Here is an 18,079-nt window from a genome sequence, read left to right on the forward strand (position 1 = left end):
CATTTTTAATGAAGTAGTTAGCAAACTTAGTATTGAAAATAAAATGGCTACGCAATTTTTTGAACATATCAACAAGTTTGTCAAAATTGACGAAAAAGATTTCCAAAGAATACTAACTTTCTTTGATTTGCGTAGCGTAAACAAAAAAGAAATTATTGTTAAGGCAGGAGATACATGTAATTTCAATCATTTTGTAGTAAATGGGTGCCTTCAGATGTTTTATATCAACGATAAAGGAACAGAACGAACTATTCAATTTGCCATTGAGAATTGGTGGATGACAGACTTTTTGGCCTATCATAACCAAAATATAACAGGCTTTTATATTCAGGCAGTCGAAAACACAAAAATCCTTACTATCTCTTACAAAAAGCAAGAAGAGTTATTATACGAATTCCCAAAACTCGAAAAGTATTTTAGAGTAATTTATCAAATTTCGTACGGAGCATCTCTGATCAAAACGAAGTATTTACTTGATCTTTCTAAAGAAGAAATCTATTTTCATTTCACAGAACATTTTCCCGAATTTGCCCAAAGAGTTCCGCAGTATTTAATTGCTTCTTTTTTAGGACTTACACCAGAATATGTAAGCGAAATCAGAAATAAAAAACGTTCTTAAACCAGTTTAAGTTTTTTCTTGACGACAGCAAATACCTTTACATCAAATTCAAATACTAAAACAATGGAAAAAAGAATTCAAATTGATGTAAGCGAGCCTTTAGCATATAAAGCCATGTATACCCTTGGAAATTATGTAAGACAAAGCCAGTTAAGTGATATTCATAAAGAACTTATAAACATAAGAGTATCGCAACTAAACGGCTGTGCTTTTTGCATAAATATGCACACCAAGGACGCCCTTGAAAACGGAGAAACCCAACAACGTATTTTTTTACTTGATGCCTGGCAGGAAACCGATATATTTACAGAAGAAGAAAAGGTTATTCTACAAGTTACCGAAGAAGTAACAATGATCCATAATAAGGGATTAACAACCAAAACATATCAAAAAGCTATTGAAAATTTTGATGAAAAGTATGTATCCCAAATAATAATGGCGATAATAAATATAAATGCATGGAACAGAATTGCAATAAGCACTCATAAACCTATCGATCAATAACTCGTCTTTAGTACACATAATATTCATAACACTTCATAAAAACGATAGCGATTTGATTATAAAGTCAAATCGCTATCTCTTTTTGTGACTTATTTTAGAATATACAAGTAACATTGAGAATAACAGCCATTCTCAACATTAATTAAGCAATATGAGTTTTAAAAACATACCGATAAGAATGTTTTTTGTATATTTGTCATATGAACCAAAAAATCAAATCCAAAGAAACTCAGAATTTGATCATCAATAGTGCTTTTGAACTATTCTACAAGCATGGTTATAACAAGACTAGTATTCCTGAAATCATAAAGGGCACAGGGCTTTCTAAAGGTGCTTTTTATCATCATTTTAATAGCAAGAAAAATATTGGGGAAAAAGTAATTGATCTTACCGTAAGGAAAAGAGTCTATGAAAGAATGGTTGCGCCTCTCAAAAATCCGGACGACGCACCCGTAATACCATTGTTATGTGATGTCTTTATCAAACGTATCGAGGGGTATTCTGATTTGGAAAAAGATTTAGGTTGCCCTGCTAATAACTTGATTAATGAAATTGGGTATTCAGAAAATTCATTCAGGGAAATGCTTAGGGATATAATTGATCATTGGCAGGAGATTATGGTCAATCTATTAGAGCAAGGCAAAATTAAAGGTGAAATTAGAAAAAATGTTGACACATCGGCAACAGCCATTTTTCTGATAAGTGCTTTTGAAGGGGTAAGAGGTATTAGAAAAGTATATAATAATGATAAAATATTAGACGAATATCTTATAGCTGTAAAAAGTTATATAGAGCAGTTAGCATAATTTTTTAATTAGATGAATGAAATGGAAGCAATTCGAATAACACTAGAACAAATATCAAATACAGCAATGCAATTAAACAATGACACTATAAAAGTTATTGTAGATCGACCTATAAGTCAAGGTGGTGGCGGTAATGGGTTAATGGGAGGTCAATACTTATTGACAGGTATTGGTGGCTGTTTTTGTAGTACATTTTTTGCTGCAGCACAATCCAGAAGTTTCGAAATTGAAGGATTTCAGGTTGATGTTATCGCAACTAAAAGCGAAGATTTACCCAAACGTTTTACAGATATACGCCTTGATGTATCTTATAAAAAATGCAGTGATCCAGTAGTTTTTAAAAAGTTACTCAAAATTGCAGAAATGGGTTGTATATCAATTAATACTATTAAAGAAGGGATGGGGTTTAAAGTACATCAAAAATAAAAGATGAAAAAGATTATTCATACCAGCACAATGTTTAAATGTAATATGATTAATCTCAATAATTTAAAATAAAGAGGATATGAAACTTATAGAAAAATTTAAAGATATTACAGACTATTTCTCTCCAAAAATAATTGGAGAAGTTAATGATACTTACGTTAAGCTCGCAAAAATAAAAGGTGATAAAGTACCCTGGCATAACCATGAGCATGAAGACGAACTCTTCTACATTATCGAAGGAAGCCTTCTTTTTGAAGTAGAAGGGCAAGACCCTTTTGTCATGAATCAAGGAGATTTGTTTATTGTAAAACGAGGTATTAATCATAGAGTTTCTTCGACAGAGGAATGTAAAATCATGCTAATAGAAAACAAAACGACAGCACATACAGGAAAAGTAAACTCCGAAATCACTAAAAATATTAAAGAACAACAACTAGAATCATGAAAAGTCTATTCTAAATTCAAAACTAATAGTATAAAATAATTTATGAATTACCTAAATGGCTCCAGAAATATGAAAAATGGATCATCTCTCCTGTTTTTATATTGATAGCTTAAGGGGGATTTTTAAATATGTTGAAGTTTTTAAACGAATAAAACAAGCAAAATTTAGTAGATTAGATGCTATCTTTTTTCTCCATTGTGTCTGATTATTGGATTAATAATAGCGCTAACAAAGTAATAAAGCAAGTGAATACCAAAGATAATTTTATGATGAATGGCTATGAAAGCCTAAATAATTACTGGGCAAGAACAAAATTAAATTTGCTGCAGAAACTAAAAGTACATACTGCTGCTATTTTAATTACCATATTTAAATTTATCATTAAACCTATCAGATTCGTATTGGGTAAAAACTTTAATTTACTCGCTAATATTGATGAGGATTTAGGTGAATTTGACATATTAGGAAATAAAAGAAAAGAAGAATTTGGACAACATTACCTTACGCAACCAGAAATAGACAAGTTTATAAATAGTGGTATTCATGGGCCATTTCGCGTATTAGACACTATAGAAGCCGAAAATCTTGCGAATGAAAGTGATGACCTATTTAGAAAACATTTTCACAAAACTACTCTATTTGGTGAAGATATTTTGAGCTCGTTAAAAGCATCTGGTGATTACTCTATTAATTATCTGGGGTTTTTTCAGGGATCAAAATACAAAAGGCTTTGGGATGTATTAGTACACCCTAAACTATCACAACCTCTTCAAAGTATTCTGGGTGATGATTTATTATGTTGGAGATCCCAGTTTTTTGAAAAAAAGCCAGACCAGGAAGGTACATTTTGGCATCAAACGGGTACATTTCGAGAATCTGATGAAAAGCCAAAATTAGAACCCACTCACCCTACACACCCTGCAATTGCGCAACTATCTGTATGGATTGCTCTACGGGATACCAATAAAGAGACAGGATGCCTACGTATGATAGAAGGCTCATTTCGGGATGGGCGTTTCGAAAGAATTGTAACGAATATCCAAGATGATTTATCTGGTTATCTAATGTCCCTGCCCTACTCAGAAATTATCAAAACCTTAAAAACAATTTGGTATACTACAGGTAATTTCAAGAAAGCACAACTAGTATTCGAAAAAATTAAAAAAAAAGTGCCATCTCTTTTTGAGAATGTTATTATTAGAGACCTGGAAATGAAAGCAGGTGAGGCAATTATTTTTACTTCTTTAAATACTCATGCGTCGTATGCAAATACTTCTAATGACCGTGTGCGTCTTGCTTTGGCAGGAAGATATACTCGATCAGATGTTCATATATTTAAACATGAATCTACTTCTGTATTACCAACCAAAAGTGGTGGTATTCCGTATAATGTACATAAAGAACCTTCTATCCCTGTATGTGGTAACCCTAAACATTCAAAAACTAATAATATTATAGCAGAATATCCCTCGTCCTGAAAGAAGTCAAAATTAACTAAAACTCGGTTCATGTAATCTTTTTTTATAATCAGAAGGTGTCATCCCTTTTATTTCCTTAAATTTTCTATTAAAATTAGAGAGGTTTTTAAAGCCACTCCGATAAGAAACTTCAGAAATAGTGATATCCAATTCTCTCGATATTAACCTGCATGCATTCTCAATTCGTACCTCGATCAAAAACTGAAAGAAGGTTTTATTGGTTCGTTGCTTAAAATATCGACAAAAAGCATTAGGTGTCATATTTGCTAGATCAGCAACCTCTTTTAGCGAAAAATCTCTATTAAACTCATTCATTACCACCTGAAAAACTTTAGCCATTCTTTTTCCTTCATTATCGGTATATGCTCTTTTTGAAATGAACGATGATATGGTTTTGATATTTGATGTTTTCAGTATTTTTAAGATCTTCAAAAAAATGGTAAAACGATCTAATTTTTCTTTTTTCTCAACAATTTTCAAAAACTGTTTTTTTAATTTTTCTTTTTTAGAAAACACCCTAATCCCATATACCGAATTTCTAAAAAACCCCGATAAATCATTAAACTCAGGAAGTTTAAAAAATAAATTCCCAAAGGATTCTTTGGTAAAAAAAAGAGAAATCATATACGACTTTATAGGAGAAGAAGCACTCTTTAATACGTGAGGAACATTACTCCCAAAAATCAAAATATCATTCGCTTTATAATCGGTGATCGTATCTCCAACAATTAAACTCCCTTCTCCCGATATTATGATCGATATCTGTATCTCCTCATGCTGATGAAATTTATCATAAAAGACAACTTCCTTATCTTCCTGAACAATTAAGGTGTCAGTCGAGGATTTCGGTATTTTAAAGGGTAACGCTTTCATTTCTAATTCATCTATGAATCAATATTAATCATAATTATGCATATATTAACAATAAAAGGTAATATAGTATCAGATATAGATAATTTCTCAATGTATCTTTCATCGCTTTCATAATATCTTTGAAAAAATTTAAATATGGCTATAGATTGGAAAGGTGTAATGCCTGCAGTGACTACAAAATTCACAAAAGACGATACACTAGACTTAGAAATGTTTGAAATTAATATCAATGCACAACTTAAAGCTGGAGTTCACGGAATTATACTGGGCGGGACCTTAGGCGAAGCAAGTACATTAAGTGATGACGAAAAAAGAATTTTGGTTAGAACCACTGTTGATATCGTTAAAAACAAAGTTCCGGTTATCATTAATATTGCAGAACAAACGACAAAAGGAGCGATTAAAGCTGCTAAAAAAGCAAAAGAAGATGGAGCTAGTGGTTTGATGATGCTCCCACCAATGCGATATAAAGCAGGAGATCGAGAAACTGTAGTGTATTTTAAAGAAGTAGCCAAAAGTACAGATCTGCCCATAATGATTTATAATAATCCTGTAGACTATAAGATAGAAGTTTCTTTGGATATGTTTGAAGAGCTATTAGTATTGAATAATATACAGGCCGTAAAAGAATCTACAAGAGATATTTCTAATATAACACGAATTAAAAATCGCTTTGGTGATAGATTAAAAATTCTAAGTGGAGTAGATACATTAGCTCTCGAAAGTTTACTGATGGGTGCAGATGGTTGGGTTGCAGGACTAGTAGATGCTTTTCCAGAAGAAACTGTAGCTATTTATGAACTTCAGAAAGCTGGTCGGATTAAAGAAGCTATAGCAATCTATCGTTGGTTTTTACCTTTGCTGGAGTTAGACATAAACCCTAAATTAGTACAAAATATAAAACTGGCAGAAGTAGCTACCGGAATCGGCACAGAGTATGTGCGCCCACCCAGGCTACCACTCGTTGGAGATGAACGTAAAAAAGTATTAGAAATTATTGAAACCGGCCTAAAAACAAGACCACAATTACCCAAATACAAAAACATTGAATTAATAGATTAGTCTTTAAAGTGATGTATCAAAAAATAATAAAGACAACATCATTCTTTCATTAGAAATTGATCTATTTTCACATTAAATCATTTTGAAACTATGATAACAGGCAAAAATTATATAGGAAATCAACTTTCGGCTATAGGAAGTAAAACCTACACGACTTTTAACCCTAAGTTGAATATTGAAAATGAACATACATTTTTTGAAGCTTCAGAAGAAGAAATCGAAAAAGCTGTATCATTAGCTTCAGAAGCTTTTGAAATTTTCAGAAAGGTTTCTGGCGCTAAAAAAGCAGAATTTTTAAATGCAATTGCTGATGAGATTCTGGCTTTAGATGATCTTCTAATAGAAACATACAGATCAGAGACTGGTTTACCAGAAGGAAGAGCAAAAGGTGAAAGAGGTAGAACCATAGGACAATTAAGAACTTTTGCTGATTTGGTAGCCGAAGGATCATGGGTAGAAGCTTCTATAGATACTGCCAATTTGGATCGCAGTCCTATTCCTAAGCAGGATATTCGTAAAATGCTCGTTCCTCTAGGACCTGTTGTTGTTTTTGGAGCAAGTAATTTTCCTCTAGCCTACTCTACAGCCGGAGGTGATACCGCCGCTGCATTTGCTGCAGGATGTCCTGTTATTGTAAAATCACACCCTATGCATGCAGGAACCGGAGAATTAGTATCTGCCGCAATTATCAAAGCAGCCACAAAAACAGGAATGCCAAATGGAGTATTTTCTAACCTAAATAGCTCAGGAATTGAAGTAGGTGTTCAATTAGTAGAACATCCTGCAGTAAAAGCTGTTGGTTTTACAGGAAGTATTAGAGGAGGTAGAGCTTTATTTGATTTAGCTTCAAAACGACCAGAGCCAATCCCGGTATTTGCAGAAATGGGAAGTATAAATCCTGTAGTCTTATTACCTGAAGCAACAATTACAAAAGGAGTTGATTTGGCTAAAACCTATGCAAAATCAATAACGCTAGGAGCTGGTCAGTTTTGCACAAATCCTGGCTTGCTTATAGGTGTTAAAGGAGAAGCCTTAACTAATTTTATAACGACACTTTCTGAAGAAATTGTAAAAATTGAACCTTCCTGTATGTTGCATCCCAACATTATTGGAAATTTTGAAAGAAACAAAACAAATGCATTACAACAAAATGGACTATCTGTCACCGCAGAGCTTGATAGTGATGTTGCTGTAAATTATGCAAGACAAACAGTTACTACAGTAGAAGGAAAAACATTTTTAGAAAACACAACCTTACATCAAGAAGTATTTGGGCCATTCTCTATGGTTGTGCAATGCCAGGATATCGAACAATTAGAAATCATAATTAATACCTTAGAAGGGCAACTCACAGGAACCATTATTGCAGAAAGTGAAGAAGCACTACAATACAATACAGTAATTGATGCATTACAAAACAGGGTAGGAAGAATCATATTTAATGGCGTTCCTACAGGGGTAGAAGTATGCCCATCTATGCTACATGGTGGTCCATATCCTGCATCAACAGATAGTAGGTTTACAGCAGTTGGTATTCATTCTATTAAACGATGGGTACGCCCATTTAGCTACCAAAGCTGGCCTAATAATTTATTACCTAACGAACTTAAAAATGAAAATCCTCTAGGGATTTCTAGACTAGTTAATGGTAAGCATACAGATTCTAAAATCTAATTTTTAGAATTAATATTAAAAAAATAATACTCGTTTAGCATGAAATTTTTTAAAATCATAGCAATTCTAACATTGTTTTTCTGTTTTAGCTGTAAAGAACAAAAACAGAAAGACCCATCGGCTTCATTACATCAAATTATTACAGAAATTGATGAAAGAGAAGGGTATGATGAAAAGGCATATCCTTTAGGTCTTTTTACCAAAGAGTATTTCAAAAAAGAAGCTGATTTTGCTCAAAAAAAGATAGAAGAACTAAATGGTATTGATGCTACATTACTTAAAGAAACTGATAAAATATCTCTTGAGTTATTAAAATTTACTTTACAAAGAACTGTTGATTTTTATGAGTTTGAAGCCTATCTCAATCCCTTATTATCTGATTCTGGATTTCATAGCAATCTCAATTATATGGTTAGGCCATTGGCCAATTACAAACAGGCTAAAAATTACCTAAATAAACTTAATGCAATACCCGAATTTGTTGATCAGCACTTTATAAACCTAAGAGAAGGTCTTGAAAAAGGAGTCTCTCAACCAAGAGTCATTTTTAAAGGATATGAATCAACATATAATGACCATATCGTTGATAGTGTTAAAAACAGTTATTTTTATTCTCCTTTTAAAAGCTTGCCAGAAATACTAACAAAGACTCAAAAGGATTCAATACGTAATGCAGCCGAAGAAGTAATTAAAAACAAGGTTATTCCTCAGTTTAAAAAAATAAAGACATTCTTTGAAACCGAATATTTACCTAAGACAAGAACTACTATTGGTGTATCTCAAACTCCAAATGGCGAAGCTTATTATCAAAACAGGATTAACTTTTATACTACAAGCACTACATATACTGCAGATGAGATTCATAATATCGGATTAAAAGAAGTTGCCAGAATAAAAGCGCAAATGGAGATCATCATAAAAGAGCTTAATTTTCAGGGTAGCTTTTCAGATTTTTTTAAATTTCTTCGTACCGATGAGCAATTCTATGCAAAAACACCAGATGAGTTACTTATGATTGCCCGAGATATGGCTAAGCGAGCAGATGAACAGCTACCTCGTTTTTTTAAAACATTACCCAGAAAACCATATGGGGTAGCCCCTGTACCAGATGCTATTGCTCCAAAATACACCAGTGGTCGATATGTAGGAACAGAAGCCAATAGTACCGATCCAGGATATTATTGGGTAAACACTTATGATTTACCAAGCAGAACACTATATACACTACCGTCGCTTACCGTACATGAAGCTGTACCCGGGCATCATTTGCAAGGTAGTTTAAACAATGAATTAGGAGATAGCATACCACAATTTAGAAAAGATCTATATCTATCTGCATATGGAGAAGGCTGGGGATTATATGCTGAGTTTCTGGCAGAAGAAATGGGAATGTATACTACTCCTTATGAGCAATTTGGGAAACTAACCTATGAAATGTGGCGAGCATGTCGCTTGGTAGTAGATACAGGAATCCATGCAAAAGGATGGACACGAGAACAAGTCATAGATTTTATGTCTTCGAATACAGCATTATCATTACATGAAATACATACAGAAACCGATCGATATATTTCATGGCCAGGCCAGGCTTTGTCTTATAAAATTGGTGAATTAAAAATTAGAGAATTGCGTAAAAAAGCTGAAACTGCATTGGGAAATAAATTTGATATCCGCGAATTTCATGAAGTCGTTCTTGAGCAAGGTACAGTTACGCTTTCAATTTTAGAAAATAGAATTAATACTTATATCGAAAAAACAAAAAATGGCTAGAACCACTTTTAAATGTATCGATGCTCATACCTGTGGAAACCCAGTAAGAGTAGTTACAACAGGTAGACCCGATCTAATTGGAAAAACGATGAGTGAAAAACGGCAACATTTTCTCACCACTTATGATTGGATAAGAAAAGGGCTAATGTATGAGCCTCGAGGACACGATATGATGAGTGGTAGTTTTTTATTCGAACCCCACCATCCCGATAATGATTTTTCTATTCTATTTATAGAAACCTCTGGGTGTCTTCCTATGTGTGGTCATGGCACTATTGGAACCATCACCATAGCTATAGAAGAAGGATTGATACAACCCAAAACTCCTGGAAAAATTAGAATGGAAGCTCCAGCAGGATTGGTAGAAATAGAATACCAACAAACCAATAAAAAAGTAGATTGGGTAAAACTCAAAAATGTAAAATCATATCTAGCTGCAGAAGGTTTAACTATAGAATGCCCAGAATTAGGTGAACTCGTTTTTGATGTTGCCTATGGTGGAAATTTTTATGCCATTGTAGATCCTCAAAAAAACTTTAGCGGGGTTCATGATTTTACAGCAAGTAAGTTAATCCAGTATTCTCAAGTGGTACGAGAACGTATTAACAAAAAATATCCTAATGCATTTATTCACCCAGAAAATGATACGATTAGAGATGTAAGCCATATGCTTTGGACAGGAGATCCTATCAATCCCGATTCGTCGGGTAGAAATGCTGTTTTTTATGGAGACAAAGCCATTGATCGTTCTCCCTGCGGAACAGGAACCTCTGCAAGAATAGCACAGTTATATGCCAAAGGAAAACTACAACAAGGAGAAGAATTCGTTCATGAAAGTTTTATCGGAAGTACATTCATAGGTAGAATCGAAGAAGAAACACAATTAGGTGACATAAAAGCCATTATCCCAAGTATTCAGGGCTGGGCAAAAGTTTATGGATACAATACTATCATTATTGATGATGAAGATGATCCATATGCACATGGTTTTCAGGTTATTTAGCCAACACTAAATAAGACGTAATAAAATACTAAGTAAACACAACAGAATATCACACTAAGCTTGTCTAAGTGTATTACAATTATGAGCAAAGAAGTTATTATCATAGGAGGCGGAATCATAGGATTATGTTCTGCATATTATTTACATAAAGAAGGGCATCATGTTACTGTAATTGATCAATCTGCTATGGATTCTGGTGCTTCTTACGTTAATGCAGGCTATCTTTCGCCAAGTCATATCATCCCTCTTGCAGCACCAGGTGTAATGAAAAAAGGATTAAAATGGATGTTTAACCCTACTAGCCCATTATTTATAAAACCCCGTCTCAATTCGGATTTCTTACGTTGGACATGGGCATTTAACAAATCTTGCTCGGTAAAAAATGTAAATCAAGGTATTGCTGCCATAAAAGATATCGCAGTATTAGGTCGAGATTTGTATTCTGAAATCAGATCTGATGAAAATTTTACGTTTCAGTTAGAAAAAAAAGGGCTTTTAATGGTCTGCCAAACCGAAAAAATGCTCGAAGAAGAAATTCATGTCGGCAAGATGGCAACCAAAGAAGGATTGCCCGTAAAAGAGCTTTCATTTGACGAATTAAAACAAATGGAACCCAATGTACAATTGCAAGCAAAAGGAGCTGTACTGTATGAATGTGATTGGCATACTACCCCGCAAACCTTTATGGATGAAATGAAAGCTTTTCTTGAAGCTTCTGGGGTAACGATTCGCAAAAATGAAAAGGTAGAAGATATTAGTATACAAAACAATAAAATTACTTCGATACGTACTAAGAATACATCATACACAGCAGATGAATTTGTACTAGCGGCAGGATCATGGTCAAATTTACTAAGCAAAAAACTAGGAATCAAACTGTTACTGGAAGCCGGAAAAGGATATCGTATTAATACTGAAAGAGATTTAGGAATAACCATGCCGGCTATACTAACTGAAGCTAAAATTGCAGTAACCCCAATGCAAGGATTTACCAGATTTGCCGGTACTATGGAAATAGCGGGTATTAACCATAAGATTAATAAGGTGAGGGTCGAAACTATCGCAAATGCCACGCAGCGATACTATCCCGATATTAAACTTTCTAATGCAGAGAAAGAAGCAGCTACATCTGGTCTTAGGCCGGTTTCTCCAGATGGGCTACCCTATATTGGTAAGTCTAGTACTTGCAACAATCTTACTATTGCTACCGGGCATGCTATGATGGGCTGGACTATGGGGACCTCTACAGGGAAACTGGTTTCAGAAATTATTTCTGATCAAAAACCTTCTTTGAGTTTAGAAGCTTATCATCCCGATCGTAAGTTTTAATCAAAGATGGTTCTATAGTCAAAGAAGGTCTCTATTTTTTATAAATAATAAGATCTTATTATCTATTGCATGAATGATTCGCGCCATTTATAATACGAGATATTAAACTACCATCTGTACCGTCAACTTTAACAAGATCATCCTTATTTCCTCCTTTTATTCTGGCAATATTAGAATCGGTAAGTTTGGTTACATTCATTTTTTTAAATTCTAGTTTTACTTTCTTATTCGTTTTCATGATGAGTTAATTTGAAATTTGTTATAATGTAAATGTAGCCAACAAACATTAATTGTTATATACATTTCTTATATGTTCTAGGTAAGATTTATAAATATGTAGTTGTTTTACCAAGCACGCCATTCTTGTAACCTATTCACTATCAAACTCTTTTATATACTCAGCAGGATTGCATCCATTTTGTTTATAAAAAGCCTTAACAAAAGACTGAATATTATTAAAGCCTACTTCTTTTGCCATAGATGTTATAGAATAGTGTCTAAATTTTTTATTACTTTTTATTTGTTGTATACAATATTCAATACGTAAATCATTAATATAGTTGGCAAAGTTTTTTTGTTTATCCATATTGATAATTCTGGATAAATATGTAGAATTTGTTTTTAGTTTTTTGGCAACTATAGCTAATGTTAAACCATTTTTTAAAAAAGTTTTATTTTTCTCAAACTCTTCTAAATTCTTTAAAATATCATCTCTTAATTCTGGTGCGATTTCAATATCTTTTGTTTTCTGCGTTTTCTTTTTATTTAGATGTTCTGCATTTAGAAGTTTTTCTTGGTATACTTTCTCATAGCTTTTCTTTCTTTTTTTGTAATAAAATAAATACCCCAGACTTATCAATACGATAGTTAATACACCAAAAATCCATAACTGGTTTATAGTTGTTCTACTGTGATTTTTAATACTATCTATTAATCGTTCTTTGTCTTTGATAAGTTGTACGTTATCATATTTTTTTACTATATCTATATTTAGCTTTTTATACTTTACAGAAAAACTACTATCTAGTTTTATCAATTTTTCCATGATTCTTAGCTGATTCGCTTTATCATTTTTCTTCTTATAATGATCTATAAGTAATGTAAATGCTTCTCTGGTTTCTAATATATAATTAGAAACGTGTACCGCAGAGTCGATTTTTTTAAAATACCCAATAGCCTCTTCTTCCTGTTTTAGTTCTAGTAGTGTTTTTCCTAAATATAAATAGGTAATAAGTATATTGGTATACGGAGTCTTTTTGGAAAGAGATAGAGACTTTTTTAAACTATCCTGTGCTATGTTATATTCTTTTCTATAATAACTATTGACTCCGTATGATGAAAGTAACTCAGAATAAAAATGTGGGATATCTCCTGATAGAGTCGATGTAATCCCTTTTTTCAAATAGAAATGTGCAGTATCATATTCTTTAAACAAATTATAACTATCCGACAGTTTACAGAGAGTAGCTATATAATGTGACCTAAATTTACCAATAGTATCCTGAGTCGATAGGAGGTCTAAATTTTTTTTATAGATTTCTAAAGATTCTTCATCTTTTCCTAAGATGGTCTTGAGTATTGCAATATTATGTGTTATAGCAATGATATGACCAATATTATTATTGATCTCTGCATGTTTTTTCGAAATTAAATAGGAAGTTAAAGCTTCATTATATCGTTCTAATTTTTGTAAAAGATAGCCTCTTAAAAGATAACCTCTTGCAGGGTAGAATTCATTTTTTACGACTTTGGTAACGGCAATCATAGAATCTGTGTATGCCAAAGCTGCTTTTGGATTATTTATATTCATTTCAAAGAATATTTGATATCCATTTGCTATCTCAATACTATCCTTGTCTTTCTTTGCTCTGGTAAGATATGTATTCGATATTTTTTTAACTAAAACAGAGTCTTTATAGTGTTTAATAAAAAGTGACCGTAATTCATCAAATGTTTTATGTGTTAATGAATCCGAAACTGAATATTGTTTTTCATTAATCCTGTTTTTCGTTATCATACTTACTCCTCTACCATGGAGAAAGGTGAAACTTATAAAAATTAAAACAATACTATAAATATTCTTCATTCTTATATTCAAAGTGAATAGTTAAAAATTCTTGACAAGATAAGGGATAACCATATAAATAGAGTATGATTTTAATAACAAATCATGAAACTTTCTTAAAAAAAACAAACCTTCTGATAAAAAGCATTTTGAAGCTAAAAACAATGGTTAAGATTTATAAATATACTGATCAAGATTTATAAATCCTAAGTTACTCTTGTTGTTATAGTGCAATTTCCACCTTTATCTTTGTTTCAAATAAGCCAGCAAGATCTACACAAAATTTGATATAAATAATCAAAAAAACATCCTCAATACAAAGCCTAAAAAACAAATTCTATTAACTATTTATCAAATTAAAACTAACTCATTCGTACTTATGAAAAAAATTATCTTTTTGGGTATACTACTATGCCTTACCCTAACCTCTTATGCGCAAAATATTCATATTCCTGATGCTAATTTTAAAAATGCTTTACTAGCATCATCAATAAATACCAATAATGATGCAAACATAAGTAAGCAAGAAGCAGAAAAAGCTTTATCCATAAAAGCTATAAATAAGAATATTCAAAATCTTACTGGAATAGAACATTTTATAAATTTAAAACACCTTACTATTCCTAAGAATAAGGTAACCTCTTTAAATCTAACAAAAAACACAAAATTACAATACTTGGATGTTGGTCAAAATCAGTTGACTAATTTAAATATATCGGGGTGTACACAATTAGAACGATTGGATGCAAATAGCAATCAATTAGCACAATTGGATGTATCTAAAAATGCGATATTATTTGAATTAAAAATATACAATAATAAATTTAAAAGAATTAATATTGATAGTAATACGAAATTATCAATACTTCATGCATGGACTAACCAATTAGAAGAATTAAATAGTACCAAAAACCTAAATCTAACTAGGTTATATGTGTGGGGAAATAAATTAACAAGCTTAGATGTTTCTAAAAACACAAAATTAGATGAATTAAATATAGGTAACAACTTACTAACCACCATAGACGCTTCTAAAAATACAATGCTTACTCATCTAGATGTAAGAGAAAGTCTGTTAACTAGTTTAAAACTGCCTGTAACTTCAACATTGAGACGTATAAACGTTGAGAAAAATAAACTAACGTCTATCAATCTTACCGGAAACTCAAATCTAGAAAGGTTAGATATAGGCTCTAATGCTTTAACAGAAATAGATCTTTCTAAAAATATCAACCTCGTTTATCTATATTGTTCAAAAAACAAGATAACTAAACTAGATGCCAGAAACTGTAAAATAGTTAACCTGGATGTTAGTGACAATAGTGAGTTAAAAACCATGTTTTTAACTCATCGATACCTAAGTAAATATATTAAGATCGATAAATGCCCAAAACTAGAATTTATTTGCTTACACAAATATTATTCTGATACTGCATACATACAAAATAGAGTTGATGCATTAGGTTATAATTGTGTTATTAGTAGTGACTGTAGCTTAGCTCCTACTTCTAAAATCATTAATTTTAATGACCCTAATTTTAAAGCTGGACTCGTATCAAAGTATGATATTGACGGTGATAATCAAATCTCTGTAGACGAAGCAGAAAAGGTAGGTGTTATCAATCTTGAAAATAAAAACATTAGTAATATAATTGGGATTGAATATTTTGTTAACTTAAGAGTTCTTCTTCTTAAAAACAATCAAATTTCTTCTGTAAACCTTAGTAAAAACAATAAACTAAACACCATAGATCTAGCCAATAATAAGCTAACCTCAATCGATCTTAGCAATAAGACTCTACTACGCTATCTTACTCTTGATAACAACCAATTATTGCAAATATCTCTAAACAGTAGTGTAGATTTACAAGTACTACGATTGTCTAATAACCAAATAACTACATTAGATATTACATCAAATACTAATTTAGAAACTGTGGATGTTAGTAGAAACTTAATATCCAAAATTGATATTAGAAATTGTAAATCTGTAAATAAGTTAAACATTAGCAACAATCCAAATCTAAGAGAAGCATATCTAACAGGAAATCATTCTTTTTACCAAAGTTACCAGCATTTCTCTGGGGTAGTTCATCATGCCAGACGTCTTTACTTAGATGGATGCCCAAAACTAAATTTTGTTTGTGTTAATTCGGTATCTTTTTTAAACGAGATTAACAACTATATAAGATTTACATTGGGGTACTCTAAATGTAACGTTAATACTAGTTGTAAACCTACCAAAACAAGTGCCTTTGATAATCACTTTATACTTTCGCCAAATCCGGCAAGTAACTATTTAGCAATAACTCCTAAAGACCCTTTAACTACTGGTAATGCTACTGTAACTATACTAAGGCTTTCTGGAGAAATTGTAAAAAAAGTAGTTGTTAAATTTATCGTTGATCCTAGAGACGAACTTATAAAAGAAGATCCTTTTGCTGCTCCAATTCCAAAAGGCACAAATGATATATTAATGGGTCTTAATTCTGTTTTGATTGATGTTACTGGATTACCTGTTGGCCAATATATTCTTCATCTTCAATCTAGTAAAGGGTTATTAACAACTAAATTTATTAAAAACTAAATCTCTATACTACTTAAAGAAAAGAGGTTGTGTTATTCGCTATTATTTGTAAATGATCAGGGAAATAGGTTGAGTTAGAAGTACAAAACACCTGTCATAAAATGAAGAATACATATTCACAACCTTTTTTTCTACAGATAGTATAGCCTATCTTTCTTATATAAAACATTGTTAAACGAACAGACCTCACAAGCCATAGTATAAGCTTGTGAGGTCTATTTTTATTTTAAGAAGTACCAAATTTATAAAATGCCCGTTTGCTTTTTATAAAAAGCATCTTGCTGTTTTTTCATCATTTCTCGGGCAATCTTTTTCTTATATGCATATAATTCCTCTTCTTCAGAAAGATCACCATATACTCTATCATTAATCGTATGATCTGTCTCTAATAGTACTTTTCGCTGATCTTCTTTCTGAGCAACCCATGTTTTTATTTCACCTTCTACATCTTCTAATTTAAAGTCATACTCTCCTTTTGGAGAGAATAATTTTGCGAAAATAGGTGAGGTTTCTATAGCAAGAAATAATAAAAAGATAAAAAATGAAGGTAACCAGGGTAACTCATTTAAAGCATTTACTCGAGCCATTAATCCATCAAAATTATCAATAATAGGTTGAGATGTTGTCACTTGATTATCATACTCGGCAGTCAATTCTGTTTTTTGAATTTCTAATGCAGCTATTTTCTCTGCATTCGCTTTTTTCAATTGGGCTAATTCTGCCAAAGCTGCATCATGTTTCTCGCGTTTTTCTTTATATACAGGTCCTTTTCCAATAATCTCTGTACCTTTTCTTCCTTCTGCCTCAGCAATATAAGTTTCATAAAGATCGTTAACCTCGGTTTCTTTGGTTGTTACTTCCTGTTTAAGTGTATTAATATCAGAATCAATTGTAGCAATAGCCGGGGTATATTGTGTTGCGATTTGCTCTTTATTCGCTAAAGTAAAATCATTCTTTTGCTCGAGTAAAACTCGATCAATTTCTTTCTCAAAAATCTTTAATTCTAAAGGTTTAGAAATGACAACTGCAATAATTATGGCCAAAATAATTCTTGGTGAAGCTTGTAGGAGTTCATCCATAAAATTATCCTTCTTCTTAATAGTGGATACAATAAACCGATCCAGATTAAAGATCAGTAACCCCCAGATTAAACCAAAGAAGATAGCAGTAAAATAAGTATCAAATACGGTATATAGGGCATAACTGGCAGCAATAAAAGCCATTACTGCTGTAAAGAAAACTGTTGCCCCAATACCAGCATATTTATTCTGTTCTCCATCAGAACTATCTGCTAATATATCGGCATCTGCGCCGGAGCATAAAATAAAAAAACGTTTTAACATCATCTAAGGGTTTTTTGATTGATAATAAGTATAACGCTGGTTTATAGCGATATGTTGCATAAAAAAACTCCCTGTAGGGAGTTTTCGTTCTTAAA

General features: G+C 32.1%; 16 protein-coding genes. 12 read left to right on the forward strand and 4 right to left on the reverse strand.

The features are described 5' to 3' along the window. Window positions 1–43 precede the first annotated feature (43 nt). The 6 genes from NNL09_RS04720 (at window position 44) to NNL09_RS04745 (ending at window position 4,278) form a co-directional block, all read left to right on the forward strand. Window positions 44–619 carry a Crp/Fnr family transcriptional regulator gene (locus NNL09_RS04720; RefSeq protein WP_196909274.1) on the forward strand — a complete coding sequence of 192 codons (576 nt, stop codon included), beginning with the start codon at window positions 44–46 and terminating at the stop codon, window positions 617–619. 63 nt (window positions 620–682) lie between these two features. Then, the gene (locus NNL09_RS04725) at window positions 683–1,123 is read left to right on the forward strand and encodes a carboxymuconolactone decarboxylase family protein (RefSeq protein ID WP_196909275.1); all 441 of its coding nucleotides are present in this window, start codon (window positions 683–685) and stop codon (window positions 1,121–1,123) included. A gap of 200 nt (window positions 1,124–1,323) precedes the next feature. Beyond that, window positions 1,324–1,929, forward strand: a complete 606-nt coding sequence (locus NNL09_RS04730; protein ID WP_196909276.1) for a TetR/AcrR family transcriptional regulator — start codon at window positions 1,324–1,326, stop codon at window positions 1,927–1,929. A gap of 12 nt (window positions 1,930–1,941) precedes the next feature. Continuing rightward, window positions 1,942–2,355, forward strand: a complete 414-nt coding sequence (locus tag NNL09_RS04735) for an OsmC family protein (RefSeq protein WP_196909277.1) — start codon at window positions 1,942–1,944, stop codon at window positions 2,353–2,355. A 79-nt stretch (window positions 2,356–2,434) separates the two neighbouring features. After that, window positions 2,435–2,800: a cupin domain-containing protein gene (locus tag NNL09_RS04740; protein ID WP_109098046.1), complete on the forward strand. Its 366-nt coding sequence runs from the start codon at window positions 2,435–2,437 to the stop codon at window positions 2,798–2,800. Window positions 2,801–2,976: 176 nt separating this feature from the next. Then, window positions 2,977–4,278, forward strand: a complete 1,302-nt coding sequence (locus NNL09_RS04745) for a phytanoyl-CoA dioxygenase family protein (RefSeq protein ID WP_196909278.1) — start codon at window positions 2,977–2,979, stop codon at window positions 4,276–4,278. 12 nt (window positions 4,279–4,290) lie between these two features. On the opposite strand, the gene NNL09_RS04750 is transcribed toward NNL09_RS04745, so the two are convergent. Beyond that, a complete protein-coding gene (locus NNL09_RS04750) occupies window positions 4,291–5,151 on the reverse strand; it encodes an AraC family transcriptional regulator (protein WP_025663459.1) in 861 nt (286 codons plus the stop codon). A 135-nt stretch (window positions 5,152–5,286) separates the two neighbouring features. Here NNL09_RS04750 and NNL09_RS04755 point away from each other — a divergent pair, with 135 nt between their 5' ends. The 5 genes from NNL09_RS04755 (at window position 5,287) to NNL09_RS04775 (ending at window position 11,989) form a co-directional block, all read left to right on the forward strand. Next, on the forward strand, window positions 5,287–6,213 hold the full coding sequence (locus NNL09_RS04755) for a dihydrodipicolinate synthase family protein (protein WP_025663460.1): 927 nt from the start codon (window positions 5,287–5,289) through the stop codon (window positions 6,211–6,213). Between the two features lie 90 nt (window positions 6,214–6,303). Continuing rightward, window positions 6,304–7,887 carry an aldehyde dehydrogenase (NADP(+)) gene (locus tag NNL09_RS04760; protein ID WP_196909279.1) on the forward strand — a complete coding sequence of 528 codons (1,584 nt, stop codon included), beginning with the start codon at window positions 6,304–6,306 and terminating at the stop codon, window positions 7,885–7,887. A gap of 39 nt (window positions 7,888–7,926) precedes the next feature. Next, window positions 7,927–9,657 carry a DUF885 family protein gene (locus NNL09_RS04765; protein ID WP_196909280.1) on the forward strand — a complete coding sequence of 577 codons (1,731 nt, stop codon included), beginning with the start codon at window positions 7,927–7,929 and terminating at the stop codon, window positions 9,655–9,657. Then, window positions 9,650–10,660, forward strand: coding sequence for a 4-hydroxyproline epimerase (locus NNL09_RS04770; protein WP_025663463.1), 1,011 nt, complete (start codon window positions 9,650–9,652; stop codon window positions 10,658–10,660). The genes NNL09_RS04765 and NNL09_RS04770 overlap by 8 nt, the downstream gene beginning before the upstream one ends. A gap of 81 nt (window positions 10,661–10,741) precedes the next feature. Continuing rightward, window positions 10,742–11,989, forward strand: coding sequence for an FAD-binding oxidoreductase (locus tag NNL09_RS04775; protein WP_196909281.1), 1,248 nt, complete (start codon window positions 10,742–10,744; stop codon window positions 11,987–11,989). Window positions 11,990–12,047: 58 nt separating this feature from the next. On the opposite strand, the gene NNL09_RS04780 is transcribed toward NNL09_RS04775, so the two are convergent. Both NNL09_RS04780 and NNL09_RS04785 read right to left on the reverse strand, forming a co-directional pair. Continuing rightward, a complete protein-coding gene (locus tag NNL09_RS04780) occupies window positions 12,048–12,227 on the reverse strand; it encodes a hypothetical protein (RefSeq protein ID WP_196909282.1) in 180 nt (59 codons plus the stop codon). A gap of 132 nt (window positions 12,228–12,359) precedes the next feature. Then, window positions 12,360–14,006 carry a helix-turn-helix domain-containing protein gene (locus NNL09_RS04785; protein WP_196909283.1) on the reverse strand — a complete coding sequence of 549 codons (1,647 nt, stop codon included), beginning with the start codon at window positions 14,004–14,006 and terminating at the stop codon, window positions 12,360–12,362. A 427-nt stretch (window positions 14,007–14,433) separates the two neighbouring features. Between NNL09_RS04785 and NNL09_RS04790 the strand changes: the two genes are divergently transcribed. Continuing rightward, window positions 14,434–16,641 carry a leucine-rich repeat domain-containing protein gene (locus NNL09_RS04790; RefSeq protein ID WP_025663467.1) on the forward strand — a complete coding sequence of 736 codons (2,208 nt, stop codon included), beginning with the start codon at window positions 14,434–14,436 and terminating at the stop codon, window positions 16,639–16,641. A 242-nt stretch (window positions 16,642–16,883) separates the two neighbouring features. On the opposite strand, the gene NNL09_RS04795 is transcribed toward NNL09_RS04790, so the two are convergent. Beyond that, window positions 16,884–17,984, reverse strand: coding sequence for a DUF4407 domain-containing protein (locus NNL09_RS04795; RefSeq protein WP_025663468.1), 1,101 nt, complete (start codon window positions 17,982–17,984; stop codon window positions 16,884–16,886). Window positions 17,985–18,079: the final 95 nt, after the last annotated feature.

The organism is Aquimarina sp. EL_43 (assembly GCF_943422735.1).
Lineage (GTDB): Bacteria > Bacteroidota > Bacteroidia > Flavobacteriales > Flavobacteriaceae > Aquimarina > Aquimarina megaterium.

What these genes read in the sequence shown, in the direction of transcription:
- NNL09_RS04750 (WP_025663459.1), bottom strand. Translation starts at nt 5,151, where the DNA reads ATGAAAGCGTTACCCTTTAAAATACCGAAATCCTCGACTGACACCTTA.
- NNL09_RS04745 (WP_196909278.1), top strand. Translation starts at nt 2,977, where the DNA reads ATGCTATCTTTTTTCTCCATTGTGTCTGATTATTGGATTAATAATAGC.
- NNL09_RS04795 (WP_025663468.1), bottom strand. Translation starts at nt 17,984, where the DNA reads ATGTTAAAACGTTTTTTTATTTTATGCTCCGGCGCAGATGCCGATATA.
- NNL09_RS04725 (WP_196909275.1), top strand. Translation starts at nt 683, where the DNA reads ATGGAAAAAAGAATTCAAATTGATGTAAGCGAGCCTTTAGCATATAAA.
- NNL09_RS04760 (WP_196909279.1), top strand. Translation starts at nt 6,304, where the DNA reads ATGATAACAGGCAAAAATTATATAGGAAATCAACTTTCGGCTATAGGA.
- NNL09_RS04790 (WP_025663467.1), top strand. Translation starts at nt 14,434, where the DNA reads ATGAAAAAAATTATCTTTTTGGGTATACTACTATGCCTTACCCTAACC.
- NNL09_RS04765 (WP_196909280.1), top strand. Translation starts at nt 7,927, where the DNA reads ATGAAATTTTTTAAAATCATAGCAATTCTAACATTGTTTTTCTGTTTT.
- NNL09_RS04770 (WP_025663463.1), top strand. Translation starts at nt 9,650, where the DNA reads ATGGCTAGAACCACTTTTAAATGTATCGATGCTCATACCTGTGGAAAC.
- NNL09_RS04735 (WP_196909277.1), top strand. Translation starts at nt 1,942, where the DNA reads ATGAATGAAATGGAAGCAATTCGAATAACACTAGAACAAATATCAAAT.
- NNL09_RS04740 (WP_109098046.1), top strand. Translation starts at nt 2,435, where the DNA reads ATGAAACTTATAGAAAAATTTAAAGATATTACAGACTATTTCTCTCCA.
- NNL09_RS04720 (WP_196909274.1), top strand. Translation starts at nt 44, where the DNA reads ATGGCTACGCAATTTTTTGAACATATCAACAAGTTTGTCAAAATTGAC.
- NNL09_RS04785 (WP_196909283.1), bottom strand. Translation starts at nt 14,006, where the DNA reads ATGATAACGAAAAACAGGATTAATGAAAAACAATATTCAGTTTCGGAT.
- NNL09_RS04775 (WP_196909281.1), top strand. Translation starts at nt 10,742, where the DNA reads ATGAGCAAAGAAGTTATTATCATAGGAGGCGGAATCATAGGATTATGT.
- NNL09_RS04730 (WP_196909276.1), top strand. Translation starts at nt 1,324, where the DNA reads ATGAACCAAAAAATCAAATCCAAAGAAACTCAGAATTTGATCATCAAT.
- NNL09_RS04755 (WP_025663460.1), top strand. Translation starts at nt 5,287, where the DNA reads ATGGCTATAGATTGGAAAGGTGTAATGCCTGCAGTGACTACAAAATTC.
- NNL09_RS04780 (WP_196909282.1), bottom strand. Translation starts at nt 12,227, where the DNA reads ATGAAAACGAATAAGAAAGTAAAACTAGAATTTAAAAAAATGAATGTA.